Origin of the sequence: Winogradskyella sp. HB-48, from assembly GCF_049942685.1 — a bacterium.
GTDB lineage: Bacteria > Bacteroidota > Bacteroidia > Flavobacteriales > Flavobacteriaceae > Winogradskyella.
Genome location: NZ_CP187934.1, coordinates 2,746,091 through 2,762,213, shown reverse-complemented (window position 1 = coordinate 2,762,213; position 16,123 = coordinate 2,746,091). Strand labels below are relative to the sequence as shown.

General features: G+C 35.6%; 6 protein-coding genes. 4 read left to right on the top strand and 2 right to left on the bottom strand.

Features of this window, described 5'->3' with window-relative positions; all coding sequences use genetic code 11:
• The first annotated feature begins 45 nt into the window (after positions 1 to 45).
• From ACPX19_RS12460 to ACPX19_RS12445, 4 genes are all read left to right on the top strand, one after another.
• Positions 46 to 1,515 carry a gliding motility-associated C-terminal domain-containing protein gene (locus ACPX19_RS12460; protein WP_426430334.1) on the top strand — a complete coding sequence of 490 codons (1,470 nt, stop codon included), beginning with the start codon at positions 46 to 48 and terminating at the stop codon, positions 1,513 to 1,515.
• A 1-nt stretch (position 1,516) separates the two neighbouring features.
• The gene (locus ACPX19_RS12455; RefSeq protein WP_426430333.1) at positions 1,517 to 4,117 is read left to right on the top strand and encodes a PorP/SprF family type IX secretion system membrane protein; all 2,601 of its coding nucleotides are present in this window, start codon (positions 1,517 to 1,519) and stop codon (positions 4,115 to 4,117) included.
• 62 nt (positions 4,118 to 4,179) lie between these two features.
• Complete coding sequence (locus ACPX19_RS12450) at positions 4,180 to 12,402, top strand: T9SS type B sorting domain-containing protein (RefSeq protein ID WP_426430332.1); 8,223 nt, start codon at positions 4,180 to 4,182, stop codon at positions 12,400 to 12,402.
• Between the two features lie 31 nt (positions 12,403 to 12,433).
• A complete protein-coding gene (locus ACPX19_RS12445; protein WP_426430331.1) occupies positions 12,434 to 13,423 on the top strand; it encodes a PorP/SprF family type IX secretion system membrane protein in 990 nt (329 codons plus the stop codon).
• Between the two features lie 74 nt (positions 13,424 to 13,497).
• Here the strand turns inward: ACPX19_RS12445 and ACPX19_RS12440 are convergent, their stop codons facing one another.
• Complete coding sequence (locus ACPX19_RS12440) at positions 13,498 to 13,878, bottom strand: hypothetical protein (protein WP_426430330.1); 381 nt, start codon at positions 13,876 to 13,878, stop codon at positions 13,498 to 13,500.
• A gap of 11 nt (positions 13,879 to 13,889) precedes the next feature.
• A complete protein-coding gene (locus ACPX19_RS12435; RefSeq protein WP_426430329.1) occupies positions 13,890 to 16,010 on the bottom strand; it encodes an elongation factor G in 2,121 nt (706 codons plus the stop codon).
• Positions 16,011 to 16,123 lie beyond the last annotated feature (113 nt).

Below are 16,123 nucleotides of genomic sequence, written 5' to 3'. Positions count from 1 at the left end.
TATCTTAATACCTAAAGCCTATAGATTAAAAATTACAATAAGCATATGCCTCAAACTACTAAACTAAATAAACTGCTTATCTCCCTCTGCTTCGTTGTTGTTTTATTTTCACAAGAAACAATTGAGGCACAAATAGTTATTGGACAACCTAATCTAGGTTTTAGTCAGGCTTGTGCTAGTGATTCCTTTAATACCTATAGTGCAACATTTGTATTTTCGCCAACTACAGGTTTAAATCCTTCAAATCAATTTACAGTAGAATTATCTGATGCTGATGGAAGTTTCACTAACGCTGGAGTTGTTTATACATCTTCTCCAGGTTGGATTACATCCTCACCTGCTATAGTAGACTTCTCTATTCCTGAAACTACAGCTGGCGAAAATTATAGAATTAGAATTAAAAGTAGTTCTCCTGCAGCGACTAGTACACCTTCTGTTCCTTTTGCTGCATATTACAAGCTTCAGGATTCACCTTTTACAATTAATAATTTAGTTTCAACAGGAGCTTATTGTACTGGCGGAAGCTACCTATTAACAATAGATAATCCAGGAACAGGAAACAACGATTCCCCACTCAACTACCCTTCTCTTACCTTTAATTGGTATAAAGAAACTGGCCCTACAACTTCTGTTTTTGTTGCTGAAGGGTCTTCCTTATTGGTTGATCAAGAAGGAACATACTTTGTAGAAACAAACTATGGCACATGTACATCTAACTCATTTTCTAATCGAGTGACTATAAGTGAAGTGAGTACTTCTGGTGAAGCCGATGTTACCATAGCCTCAAGTTTAGGAAATCCTTACTGTCCAGAACAAGGTCTAACGACACTAAGTACAGTTGGTGGTAATAGTTATCAATGGTTTAAAGATGGAGTTGAAATTCCTAATGCCACAAGCCAAATGTACCAAACAGATGAGTCTGGTACGTTTTCAGTTCAGGTAGATTTAGGAGAGTGTTCTGCCATTGGTACTATTGATTTAGTAAGTGAACTTTTTAATAGTGAAATAAACGTAGACGACGTTAATTATCTTATAGATGGAGAAACATTAACAATAGAAGTTACAACTGATGCTGTTAGCCCAGAATTTACATGGTATTTAAATAATGAAGCTATTGCTGGAGCTACAGAAGATTACTATGATGCGACAGAAATTGGAAACTACAGTGTCGTAATTTCTGAAACCGCTGGCTGTAATGGTTCAAGAACTTATGATTTTGTGATAGAGCGTGGATTAGACCCTTTTCCAGATGTGCCAAATATTCCAAATGTTATTAGCCCTAATGGTGATTTAATCAACGATACTTGGGTTATTCCATTACAATATACAACAGGAACAAATACTGAGGTAATGATATTAAACGAACAAGGCAAAGTCGTTTTTCAAACCTTAGATTATCAAAATAATTGGCCAGAAGATGATTTAAATCTTACTAGTGTCAATCAAGTTTTCTACTATATCATAACACCAGTAGAAGGCAATGTAAAAAAAGGATCAATAACTATAGTCAAGTAGCATGAAAACACATCTATTGATACTATTCATATTGACCCTAACCATGCAAATGGCATTTTCTCAACAAGATGATGGAGTTGTTTCTTTTGATTTACCAATAAGAAACTCTTTGGTTTTTAACCGTTATAACATCAACCCTACTTTCACTTTTGTTAGAGAACAGAATAAATACATTAGTTTTAATAATAAAAGACAGTGGGTTCAGTTTGATAATGCACCAGAGATGTTTTTAGGAAGCTATTCTGGTCGTTTTTCTGAGAATATTGGTGCAGGTATCGCAGCATTTCAGCAAAACTATGGAGTCTTAACTACATTTGGTGGTTTATTAAACTTCGCATACAACGTTAAGTTAAATACAAATAGCAATTTAACCTTCGGACTTAATGCTGCTGCCTATAAAAGTGGTATAAATACATCTAATATTGTCACAAACTTTGATGACCCTTCTTTACAGAATGTTCCTGAAAACTTCCTTCTTACTGTAAATCCAGGTATCAATTACGGAACTGAGTTTTTAGATTTTGGTATTTCAATAAACAATTTAGTATTATATAATATTGAAACATCTTCCATGATTGAAGATGATCCAAAACAAGGGATACAAGCCCACGTAATGCATACAGGTTTTTTTAATGGTCGAGGCTTTTTTGAGGATACCAAATTCTCTGGTATACTTATGTCAGAGTTCAGAAAGGACGAAACGCTTATATCAGGATTAGTAACTTTGAGTGTTCCTAAAGGTATATGGTTTCAGGTAGGTTATAATAATAGATATGGTGTATCTGGCGGATTAGGTTTAAATGTTACCAAGAATATTGCTTTAGAATATAACATTGAAAAGTCGATTGGTGAATTAGTTGAGTTTGGCTCTTCACATGAAGTTACATTGGCTTATAGATTCATTACTAAAAAGAAATATGACTACAGTGGTGACGAAGAAGTCAGTGGATTATTCACTAAAAAGCGTAAAAAACCTATCGTAGAGGCTTCAGAAGAAGAATTAGCAGGTATAAGAGAGCGTGCTGCTGAACGTAGAGCTCAGGCTAAATTAGATAAAGAAGCTGAAGAAGAAGCCAAGAAAGAGGCAGAAGTCAATGCACTAGCTGAAGCAAAAGAGAAAGCAAAACAACTTGCCGAAGAAAAAGCCGAACGCGAAGCTAAAGAGAAACTTGCTCGCGAAGAAGCTGCAGAAAAAGCTCGATTACTAGCTGAGCAACAAGCCAAGGAAGAAGCTGAAAGAAAAGCCAAAGAAGAGGCCGAAGCTAAAGCAAGGCTATTGGCAGAACAAAAGGCAAAAGAAGAAGCCGATGCAAGAGCTAAGGCGCAACAACTTGCAGAGCAGAAAGCACGTGAGGAAGCTGCTGAAAAAACTCGATTACTAGCTGAGCAACAAACTAAGGAAGAAGCAGAAAGAAAAGCTCAAGAAGAGGCCGAAGCTAAAGCAAAACTATTAGCAGAACAAAAGGCTAAAGAAGAGGCCGATGCAAGAGCCAAGGCACAACAACTTGCAGAACAGAAAGCACGTGAAGAAGCTGCTGAAAAAGCTAGATTGCTAGCTGAGCAACAAGCTAAGGAAGAAGCAGAAAGAAAAGCTCGAGAAGAGGCTGAAGCTAAAGAAAAAGCTGCTGAAGAAGCAAGACTATTAGCTGAACAACAAGCTAAAGCGGAATCGGAAAGAATTGCACAAGAAGAAGCAGATAAAAAGGCGAAGGAAGAATTAGTAGAAAACCCAAAAGATGAAATAGGTAAAACCATAGCCTCTCTCACTAAGGATGCGGAATCATCTAGTGCGCAACAGAACACACTATTAGAAGAGTTTGAAAAAATCGTAAATATTAAAGACGAAGACTTAAAAGATTTAAAAGAAGAAAATGATTTAAGTGATCAAGGTATAGCTGTTCAGCCAAAACCATTTAAAAGTGTAACAGAAGAAAACAATAAGCTTAATGCTATAAAGTCTGATTTAGATGAAGTAATTAAATCACAAACTGAGAAAATAGATTCTTTAAATACACTTTATGAAGAGCGTTATAAGACAACTAAACTCGATGAAGTAAACTTATTCTATAGAAAGAAAATAGAAGATTTGAAACTTAAGCAAGCAGAAGCTAAAACATTAAGAATACAACTCAATAATAGATTAGAATTAATTAAGGAAGCTACTGAGTTTGAAAAGAGAAGACGTATTAAACGTGCAGCTTACGACAATGAGCAAGATAGATATGCGCAGGATAGAGCCATGCTTCAAAATATAAAACGAACAACCAAACCACCTGATACACCATACACCTCTGATGATTTTGACTTCGGTCAAGAACAAAGTGAAAATATTCAGATTTTAAAAAATGTTAAAAACACGGAGAGTGGTTATTATCTAATTATTGCTGTACACAGCGATATAAATAAGAGAAACGAATTTTTAACTAAAGTTGTAGCTTCAGGTCGCGCAAATGTAGATTTCTTCTACGATGTCAACACAAGTAAATACTACATTTACTACAGTAAGTTTGATAGTATTAGCGCAGCCAACAAGGCTATGGAAGATAAAGGAAATAGACCATATAATGTAAAAATGTCCCTCGTGAAAATAGAAAACCAATAAGTTAAGCCATTCTTCACATGTGCTTTGCCCCAAGTAAATGTGTTGAATTAAAATCAAGTATCATGAAAAAACCTACTTTTTCAAGAGCATTAATAATCATAATAGTACTATGCTTTGGCATGGTCAGTTATGCACAAAATTATGTGCCATTCACACCAAGATTTAATCAGGATTTAAAAGGAGACATAGTATTAATTGGGAATAATATTTTGGGTCCTAACAACGATCCGTTTAACGATGGATCTGTTTACAACCATAATGTAGATATGCAATATATAGACATTGATGGTGATCCGTCAACGTTTAGTTCATCTAGTGCGGATTTAGAAATACCCAATCCTAATTGTTATCAGATTATTTATGCAGGCTTATATTGGGGAGCCGTTAATCCTGGTAACGAACCAATCACTGAAGTAAAACTTAAAGGTCCAACAGGTGCGTATACAGATGTAACAGGTACTGTGATTTTTGATGCTAATGGTACAACAATAGATGGCGGAGATAGTTTTTCCTATGCATGTTTTGCAGATGTTACAGATTTTGTAACCAGTTTTGGTTCTGGTGCTGACCTTGGAACTTATACAGTTGCAAATGTGTCTTCTGGTGTTGGTGAAACAGCAAACTTTAATCCATACAACGGCACAGGTCAATCTGCAGGATGGTCACTATTCATTGTATATGAAGACCCTACGCTTCCTGGTAAATCTATTACCAGTTTTGACGGATTTAGTGCTATCAGTGTTCCAGGTGGAAATCCAAATTTGGATATTCCAGTTAGCGGCTTCAGAACAGTTCCTGCACCTGCTCCTGTAAGAGCAAACTTTGCTTTTGCTACGCTTGAAGGTGATAGTCCTATTCTAGGTGACAGGCTACGATTGAATGGTGTAAGTTTATCTACAGCTGATCGTCCAGTGGCAAACTTTTTTAATAGTTCCGTTACACGATTAGATGCTACACCTGTGACCAACCGAGTACCAAATAGTACAAATACGCTTGGATTTGATACTGGTACTATTGCCATTCCAAATCCTGGTAACTCTGTAATAGCCAACGATGCTACTTCTGGTACTATACGATTAGAAACTAGTGGCGATACGTATTTCCCTTACTTCTTTGCCTTTGCAGTAGAAATCATTGAACCAGACATAGTGCTTACCAAAATTGTGGAAGATGATGCCGGTAATGATATTGGTGGACAACTAGTTGATCTTGGTGCACAATTAAACTATGTCATTGGTTTTCAGAATGTAGGTAATGATAATGCTACCAATTTTCAGATTAGAGATATTTTACCAATCAATATAATTTATAACCATCCTACGGATTTAATTCTTCCGCCAGGTGTAACCGTAGCTAGCTATGACCCTGTTACCAGAGAGTTGGTTTTTGATATTGATAATTCACTTGTTGAAGAAAACGACCCACGTTATGAGATACGAATCGAAGTACAAGTTGTAAATAGCTGCGGTGACTTGGCTGATGCATGTTCTAATATTATTAATAACCAGGCCTTTGCAACTTATAATGGCTTTTTTAATCCAACATTCCAAATTACAGATGACCCAAGTTTAAATAGTAATACAGGTTGTTTGTTATCACCTCAGGCAACAAATTTCTTAGCAGATTTAGATTGTGAATTTGTTGAAGAAATCATTCTTTGTGGCGATACCGTTGAGCTTACAGCTGCTAACGGCTATGATTCTTATTCTTGGTCAACAAGTCCAACAGGAACACCAGTTATCGGTACTACACAAACTATTACAGTTGATGCAACTGGAACCTATTATTCATTCAATATTGCAGTAGCACCTTGTCAATCCATAGAACAGATTTATGAGGTTGAACTTTTTGGTGGTGATATTGAAAACCCAGTAATTCCTTATGCAGATGAAGTGGTTACCTGTCCTAATGACGGTAAATTACTACCAAATATTTTCTTATGTGGTGCAGATGATTCAAGATTTATTGAAACTAATATTTCAGATTCAATATCCATTATTTGGGAACAATTAGACGAATCTAGTTGTGCTGCGGTTTCAAATCCAGATTGTGCCAATGAAGATCCTGGCTGTACATGGAATGAAGTGGCTACAGGTGCTGACTTTTTGGCAAATACTGCTGGGCAATTTCGATTAACCATCAATTATCCTGGTGGATGTTTTAATCAGTTCTATTTTAACGTATATCAAAATCTATTGGTACCAACGGTTGTTTCAACAGATATTATTTGTACTACCAATGGTAGTATAACGGTTAATGATGTACCGTCAGGTTATGAGTTTAGTATTGATGGTGTTAATTATCAATCGAGTAATGTATTCACAGTAACGACTCCTGGAACGTATTCAGTTTATGTAAGACAAATTGGTGTACCAACAAATCCATGTATTTTTGGTGTTCCTGATGTTTTGATTAGAGAGCGTGATTTTACAGTAACTTCTACAATTTCTCAACCGCTATGTTTTGGTGAACTTGGAAGCATACAACTAGCAGCAAATGATGTTGATCCTCAATATACTTTCACACTAAGTGAAAATGGAACTCTTGTCAATACAGTTGGTCCAATACTAGAAAACACTTATACGTTTGATAATTTGAACCCAGGAACGTATACAGCTACCGTAGAAACAGAAAATGGTTGTTTGTATTCTGAAGAAGTCACTATTGTAGAGCCACCTTTATTAACTGTTACCGCAGCTGTAACAGTACCTCTTACTTGTACTGACGGTGAAATAACGATTTATCCTGAAGGTGGCACACCACCATACTTCTTTTTTATAAATGGTTCTACCGATTTTCAAACCGTGCCTGAGATTGTGGTGACATCACCTGGCACTTTTGACATTCTTGTGGTTGACTCTAACAACTGTACGGCAACGACAACAATTTCAGTAGATGAAATACCTGAACCTGAATTTAATGTTACATCTACAGATATACTGTGTGGAGGTACTGGTGATACTGGTACAATAACTATAAATGTTACAAATCCAAATGGTAACTCTATAGAATACAGTATAGATGGAGGAGCTACATTTTCTAGCGCATCATTGTTTACGGGATTAGTAGCAGGAAATTATGATGTTGTATTACAATATACATCAGGTCCTTCGGTTTGTACGACCAATCCGCAAACAGTAACCATTATTGAAAATACAGCGATTTCAGGTACTGCAGAATTATCCGCACCATTTACCTGTGACTCTGCGGGAGAAATTACGGTAACGAGTGTAATTGGTGGAAATCCACCATACGAATACAGTATTGATGGTGTCAATTTTCAAACGAGTAATGTATTTACTGGTTTAACTCAAGGTACTTACACAATTACTATAAGAGATATTAATATTTGTACTGCTGTTACTAACAACATTACTGTTGATGCTTTGAATCCTCCTACTGATATGGATTTTACAAGTACTCCTGTAATATGTCCTGCATTAACTAGTGATGTCTCTGTATCTAACGTTGTTGGTGGTAATGGTACTTTAGAATATCAAATTATTGCTCCAGCTTCTGCCGTAACAGTTTATCAAACTTCAAATGTATTTACAAGTTTAGCACCTGACACCTATACGTTTCAAGTAAGAGATGAAAATGATTGTATTTACACTGAATCTTATACGATAGATCCAATTCCAAACCCAACTATTAATGTCGTACTTACAGAAACTTTGGATTGTACTGCTACTCCAGACGCTGAATTAACAGGAACCGTTACTGGGACTGCCCCATTTACATATGAAGTTTCTATCGATGGTGCCCCTTACAGTTCTTTAGGAAGTACTGCAGTAACATTTACATACAATACATCAACTGCTGGAACCTATCAATTCCAAGTGACCGATGCGAATGGTTGTACTGCTGAATCAAGTATAATTACTGTAAATCCTATTTCTCCTCCTGCATTTAGTGCGGTAGTTGAAAGCCAACCAATACTTTGTAATGGTGACGCCAATGGCGCTATTAGTATTACTATTGATGATACCGTAGGTACCCCTCCATTTACTATTAATGTGAATAACGATACGACAGGAACCAATTATGTTACGCAAACTTCTGGATTAACAGCTGGTACGTATACCATTACGATAACAGATGCCAACTCATGTTCAACTACTGAAACAATATCACTTAATGAACCTGATCCGATTGCTTTTGATTTAAGTAAAGTGGATATTACCTGTAATAACCCTGGAGGTTCTTCCTTAGGTTCTATTACAGTTGAAAATGTTACCGGAGGTACAGCACCATTCACCTATTTCATATCGAATAACTTTGGAGATGTTATTCCTGGCAACCCATATAATGCGACTTCAAATGAAGATCATACATTCAATATTATTAACTACGGAAATTACACAGTAAATGTTGTAGATGCTAATGGTTGTAGTTTATCGCAACAAATAACTATGGCTTCTCCTCCATCAGATTTATTGATTAATGTTAATATTTCTGTGCCAGATTGTACAACTGGAGGAACTGCCGAAGTTACTGCTGTATCAGCCGTAGGAAGTGGTAGTTATGAGTTTGGTATTTTAGAATTCAATACCATTCCTTATACATCAAGTTATTTGCCACCAGATACGCCAGGAGGAGATACAAGAACTTTTACCAACTTAATTCCTGGTGTGGTTTACACCTTTGTTGTTCATGATTTAGTGACAGATTGTTATTTTGTAAAATCTGCTGATTTTGCCATCGATCCTGCTTCTACCCTTACATCTACTGTGGCTCCTAACAACGTGACTTGTCTTGGTGCTTCTGATGGAAGTGTTACGTTTACCATTGATAATTTTGATAGCACAACAACTTCTGTTGATTACACCATCTATTCAGCTTATGATAATCAATTGGTAGATGGACCAAACACTATTGCGGTAACATTTGGTACTCCAGAAACGGTTACAACTCCAAACCCAGGAACATTATCACCTGGTCAATATTACTTAGTGTTTACAGAAAATGGTTCTGGTTCTTTTAATGGATGTGAAACGGCTTCACAAATATTCGAAATTCTTGAATCTCCTGTAGCTTTAGATTTAACGGTTTTGGTAGATCAGAATGCTAATTGTAATCCAAACTCTGGTGTTATTACTGCGATAGGACAAAATGGAACGGCACCATATCAATATCAAATCACAACTACTGCTACTGCTCCTCTAGCTACTGACGCTGGTTGGGATGCTTCAAGTGTGTTTAATGTTGATGCTGGTTCCTATTACATTCATGTTTTAGATGCTTATGGCTGTATTGTAACAAGTCCTGCTACCATTGTAGATATGGATGCTTCACCTCAAATATCAGCTTCAGTAACTAATGCCTGTGAGCTACAAGATGGTAATTATGAAATCGTAGTAAATTTAGACACACCAAGTACAGCACCATATAGTTTTAGTATAGATGGAGGTGCATTTCAAACACAGTCTGCACCATTCACGATTTCTAATATATTTGCAGGTACACATACCATAGAAATCCAAGATGCTAATGGTTGTTCTGATTTGGTAACTATTGATGTTCCTGAACCAATCGATATTGTTGCAGATGTTACTTCGATACCATCTTGTAATAATGATGACGGTGAAATTACAGTAACTGGTTCTGGTGGTTCTGGTTCTTATGCATACAGTATTTCTCCTAGTCCAGCTTCTGTAAGTTTATCTGGTAATACTTTTAGTGGTGTTCCTTCAGGTATTTATACAATAACAATTACTGACACTGTATTGTCTTGTACTTCTGAAACTACGATTTCAGTAGCAGAAGCAACAATACCTCAGTTCATATTAACCTCAGAGAGTGTTACCTGTTTTGGTGATAATACAGGTTCATTTGAAATCAATGTCACCAACTTTACCGGAGCTTATACGTATGAAGTATTTGATAGCTTTGGTACATCTGTCACTGGTATTGTAAATGCCAATACCTCTACAAATCCATTAACTGTAACAGGTATGGAAGCAGGTAGTTTTGATGTTGTAATCACTCAAACAGATTTTCCATATTGTTCTAATTCAGGAATTGTGGTTATAAGTTCTCCGCAAGAGACTTTAACTTTAAGCTTGGTTGAATCTTCAAACGTAACATGTACTGATAGTGAAGGTACGATAACAGCTATTGCAGATGGTGGTTGGGGCAATTATGAATATGAATTAACAGGTGATGCTACAGTTGCTTTTTCTTCAAATAATGTATTCGAAAATTTATCAGCAGGCACATACACAGTAAATGTTAGAGATGCTGAAGGTTGTATTGCTTCTGAAACAATAATCCTTAGTTTGCCAGATCCAATTACAGCAATATTCACACCAAGTACTACTGTTTTAGATTGTTTTGGTGATCAAAATGCAAGTATAACTGTAGATATGGTTTCTGGAGGACAAGGCAGTAATTATGTTTATACTTTAAATACTATTTCGCCAGTTGTGAGTTCTTCTGGTCCGCAAACTTCAAATGTTTTTAATGATTTAGGTGCTGGAACATACACAGTAACTATTACTGATGGATTTGACTGTGAAATGACGTCTCTTGAAATTGAAATTGCCAATCCTAGTCCACTCGATGTTGATTTAGTAAGAACAACAACACAAACCTGTTTAACTGAATCTACATTAACGTTAAGTGCTTCTGGAGGAACAGGACCATATGAGTATAGTAGTACAAGTAGTTTTACAAGTGTTTTAGGAAGTTTTGCCTCCTCTATAACATTTTCAGTTTCTGAAGGTACTTACAATTACTATGTGAGAGATGCTAATGGATGTATCTCAAACGTATCCAATGATATTACAGTTGATCCACTACCTGAGTTAGTGATTAATCTACAATCTTCTAATCCAACCATTAATTGTGCTGGTGACAATACAGGATCAATTTTAGCCACTGCCCAAGGTGGATTAGGAGATTATAGTTATACACTTCAGGATACGTCTGGAAATGATATAAATGCCACACAGAACACACCTGGATATTTTACTGAGTTAGTGGCAGGTGATTATGTAGTAATGGTAGAAAGTGGAGATTGTGAGGTTACGTCTGCACCAATATCAATTACAGAGCCTTCTACTGCTTTAGATGCCACTCTCGAAGTGAATAACATCACTTGTGCTGGAAATGATAATGGTTCGGTTGTCGTAACGGCTTCAGGTGGAACGGGAACCATTCAGTATGCGATTTCTCCACAGTTAAACCAGTTTTTTGAAACGAATACGTTTGAAAATCTATCTGCTGGAGATTACACGATGATTGTTCAAGATCAATTAGGTTGTTACTTAACGTTCGATTTTACAATCGTAGATCCAGAGCCAGTCATCATAACCATATTACCTGATGCTTTCTTCCCAGAACTATGTGAGGGTGATGGCAATGGAGAGTTTAGTATCGAAATAGATGGTGGTAATTTACCATACAGCGTAAGCCTTGATAGCTATGAAGGACCTTACACTACTGGAGGTACTACACAAACCGTATTTGACTTTACTAATCTTGAAGGTGGTGATCACATCGTTTATGTTAGAGATGCACAAGGTTGTGAATCTGAATGGAACATTACTTTCCCAGAACCTATAGTCTTTGATCCTGAAATTAATTTAGAGTATACCTGTGAGAATAATTCACAAAGTAATATGGTAACCGTAATACTTGATGTGTCTGATGAAGAATTATCAGAATTTGATTATTCTTTGGATGGTGGTGACTATCAATTAAGCAATGTATTTGAAAATGTACCTGTAGGAACTGGACATTACATAGACGTAAGACATACTAATGGCTGTATCCAAAGAACAGAGCTATTTGATATTGAAGGTTATGAACCTGTTACTTTAACCTTAGCTGAAGGTAACCTTAATGAAATTATTGCTAATGCTACTGGTGGAACAGGCGATTATACATTCACTATGAATGATGAAAACTATGGCAGTACAAATGTATACACCATTACAGAAACAGGTGTATATGTTATAACTGTGACAGATAGCGCTGGATGTACTGCTGAGGCAGAAATTGAACTGGAATTTGTTGGACCATGTATACCTAACTGGTTTACACCAAATGGTGATGGCGAATACGATACTTGGGCTCCTGGTTGTGTAGACAACTACCCTAACCTAACCTTCGATATTTTTGACCGTTATGGTCGTAAAATAGCAACCTACAGAGTTGGTGAGGTTTGGGATGGCAGATACAACGGTCACGAATTACCTACTGGTGACTACTGGTTTGTTGTACAAACTAACGACCCAAATGTCAATAAAGAATTTGTCGGCCACTTTACGCTGTATAGATAACCCCTTAATCTAATGAACTAAACCTACTAAGATGAAAAGAATTTTAATATATATATTATTCCTAGCAGTAGCCCAAGGCTTTAGCCAAGAGCTTAACTTACCTGTTTGGACACAATATTTAGCAGATAATGATTTTGTGATTTCACCAACCTATGCTGGTATTGGTGATAATCTAAAGATTAGAGCTAATGGACTGACACAATGGGTTGGTATAAAAGATGCTCCAGACAACCAGTCTATTTACGCAGATTTTAGAATTTCTAACCGCTCTGGAATTGGTGTATCTGCATACAATGACAAAAACGGTAATACACGTCAAAAAGGTCTTAAACTATCTTTTGCGCATCATTTGATTTTAGATTGGAAATCTAAACAGTACTTATCGTTTGGTTTGTCTTATAACATTAATAATTTTAGAATTGACATTGAAAACTTTAATACCACTTATGAAATTCCAATTTTAGATCCTGCTATCAATGGAGACAGAGCCATAAACAACAATAATTTTGATGCTGGATTACTTTATCGTTGGAATAACTTTTATTTAAGTTTTAATGCTAATAATTTAGTTTCCAAGGATATTGATGATTTTACTGGAGGAATAGAGCCACGCTTACTATTAAATTACCAGGTGTATTCAGGGTATGTATTTAGTCCTAAGGGTAATAAAGATGTAGAATTTGAACCATCAGTTTTTTTTCAATTTTTTGATAGTGATAATCGATCTGCTACCGATTTAAATTTTAAGTATAGAAAGTTTAATAGAAATGGTGATTATTATTGGATTGGTGCATCCTACCGTTTTTTAAATGATCAGTTTTTAGATCCTTTAAACCTTGGCCCAATGGCTGGAATATTACATAATCAACTATACTTTGCTTATTCTTACCAATTAACATTCAATGATTTATCTGGTTTTAATTCAGGTACGCATGTTATAACAATAGGTCTTAATCTTTTACAAAGTGCAAGTAATTGTCCATGTACAAAAGGTAGCAGTCAAAGTTATTATCGATTATAGGAATTCAATATTACAAAATAAAAAAAGCCATGATTGTATGTCATGGCTTTTTAATTATTAAGCTATAAATAGAACTAAAGGACTTCTAAAAAGTAATCCATCATTTCTTCCTTAAGATCATAATGTAGTTTAATGTAGGTACGCATATCTTCTTTTAATGTGTTTTGTTCATTTTGAAGTCTGCCATCTATATTTTCATTAAAGTCTACATTGTTAATATTTGCCATTTTATTTCGGCATCTATGTAAAAGTTTAGAAATTTCGTTTTTCTCAATCATTATTCTATTTTGAAAAACTTCTAACTTCTTTAACGCTATTGGATCATCAATGCGCTCTACAATCTCTTCTAATTTTTCCTGAAATGTATCCATTTCATTAAAATGGAATCTCAACTCTCGTTTCCATGTTTCTATATTAAACTTTAAATCGCTTAAATACATTACTTTACTTATCATATCTCAATATTTTATGTGGTTATTAATTCTTGTTCTTTTACTAATTCTTTTTGAATGTGACTTGGTACCGATGCGTAGCCTTCAAACTTTGTAGAATACGTTGCTCTACCTTGTGTTAACGAACGTAGTTGCGTGGAAAAATCTGATAATTCAGCTGAAGGAATAGTACACTTAAGTATTTGATAATTTACTTCAGTTTCAACACCTTGAATAATCGCTCTTCTACTTTGCAATTCTGTCATAACATTACCCACCATTTGTTCTGGTACTCGTAATGTCATTTGCTCAATAGGCTCTAAAAGCTTAGGATTTGCATTTAAAAATGCTTCTCTAAAAGCGTGAGCACCTGCTATTTTAAATGAAATATCGTTAGAATCTACAGCGTGCATTTTACCATCGTATACCATTACCCTTACATCTCTGATGAAAGATTTGGTTAACGGACCCGATTCCATAACCTCTAATATTCCTTTCATTATGGATGGTAGGTAACGTTGATCTATGACACCACCAACAATACAGTTATAAAATACCAGCTTACCATCCCAAGGTAAGTCTACTTCTTCTTTTCCTCTAATTGAGAAGCCTTCAGGTTCCGGCATACCTTCGTAATATGGTTCAATTTTTAGATGAACTTGTCCAAATTGCCCAGAACCACCGCTTTGCTTTTTGTGTCTGTAGTTTGCCGTTGCACTTCTTTGAATGGTTTCTCGATACGAAATCTTTGGAGCTTCAAATCGTGCTTTAACATCGTAGATGTTTTCTAAAATCCATGTTAGCGTTGCTAAATGCAACTCGCCTTGTGTACCAACTAAAGTCTGATGCGTTTCGTTATTATAACTTAAATCTACTGTTAAATCCTGGCTATGAATACGTTTTAAAGCTTCACTTAGTTTCTCTTCTTCACTCGAATTTTCAGCAAAAACGGCTTTTACTAATCTCGGTTGCGGAAACTTGATTGGTTTAATAGTTCCTGCTTCAGCTTTTGAAGCTAACGTATCATTGGTTTCAGTATATTTTAATTTAGTCGTTGCACCAATATCGCCTGTAGTCAATTTTTGTACAGAATGTTTTTCTTTACCGTCCATAATGTACAATTGGTTCAAGGTTTCACTTTCGCCTGTTCTTGTATTAAAGAGCTTATCATTAACGCTAACTTCACCAGACTTCACTTTAAAAAATGTAATCTGACCTAAATTTGGTTGATAAACAGTCTTGAATACAAACAAAGATGTATCTGCTTCAAGTTCTGGTTTTACCAGATTTCCTTCTAAAGTTTGTTCTGGTTTTAAATCGGCGGCAGCAGGTGCTACGTTATCTATGAAGCCCATAAGTCTTCCTGTTCCCATATCATTTAATGCAGACACACAAAAGACAGGAAAGAAATCGTGATTAAGCATTCCTAGCTTAATGCCTTTGCGGAGTTCTTCTTCATTTAATGTTCCTTTTTCAAAATAGAGCTCCATCAATTCTTCATCATTCTCAGCTGCTTTTTCTACTAGTTCATTATGAAGTTGGTTAGCATAATCTAATTGAACGTTTGGTATTGGCAACTTTTCTGGTTTACCACCTTCTGGTCCAAACTTGTAGCATTTCATCTTTAATACATCAATAATGCATTGTGCACCATTAATTTTAATAGGATATTGTACTAAAACAGCATTATTACCTACAAGTTCTTTTAGGCTATTAAAACTTTTTTCAAAATTGGCTTTTTCGCTATCTATTTTATTGATCACGAAAAGTGTTGGTTTATGGTATTTATCTACATAATTCCATATAATTTCTGTACCAATGTCTGCTCCATGCTTGGCATTAATAACAGTAACAATGGTATCTGCTACTCTAATGGAAGACATAATTTCACCTATAAAATCGTCTAAACCTGGAGTATCAATAATATTAATCTTATAGTTGCGCCACTCAGTATGCAAAGGTGTTGCAAAAACAGAAGCACCTCTGCGGTGCTCAAATTCATGATAATCGGAAACTGTATTTTGTTGCTCTACGGTACCTCTTCTATTTAATAAACCAGCCTCAAAGAGCATGGTCTCAGATAAAGTGGTTTTGCCAGAGCGATGCGCACCAACAAATGCCACATTTTTGATGTGTTTGTTATCGAATACTTTCATATGTCATTTGATTTTGAATATTAAAACTCCTTGAAAATTATACCCTTAAAGGTAAACTTCATAAAAAAGAAAAAACATGATATAAGTTAGGTTTTCAATATTTTTGAGTTTTG

What these genes read in the sequence shown, in the direction of transcription:
- ACPX19_RS12435 (WP_426430329.1), bottom strand. Translation starts at nt 16,010, where the DNA reads ATGAAAGTATTCGATAACAAACACATCAAAAATGTGGCATTTGTTGGT.
- ACPX19_RS12455 (WP_426430333.1), top strand. Translation starts at nt 1,517, where the DNA reads ATGAAAACACATCTATTGATACTATTCATATTGACCCTAACCATGCAA.
- ACPX19_RS12445 (WP_426430331.1), top strand. Translation starts at nt 12,434, where the DNA reads ATGAAAAGAATTTTAATATATATATTATTCCTAGCAGTAGCCCAAGGC.
- ACPX19_RS12450 (WP_426430332.1), top strand. Translation starts at nt 4,180, where the DNA reads ATGAAAAAACCTACTTTTTCAAGAGCATTAATAATCATAATAGTACTA.
- ACPX19_RS12460 (WP_426430334.1), top strand. Translation starts at nt 46, where the DNA reads ATGCCTCAAACTACTAAACTAAATAAACTGCTTATCTCCCTCTGCTTC.
- ACPX19_RS12440 (WP_426430330.1), bottom strand. Translation starts at nt 13,878, where the DNA reads ATGATAAGTAAAGTAATGTATTTAAGCGATTTAAAGTTTAATATAGAA.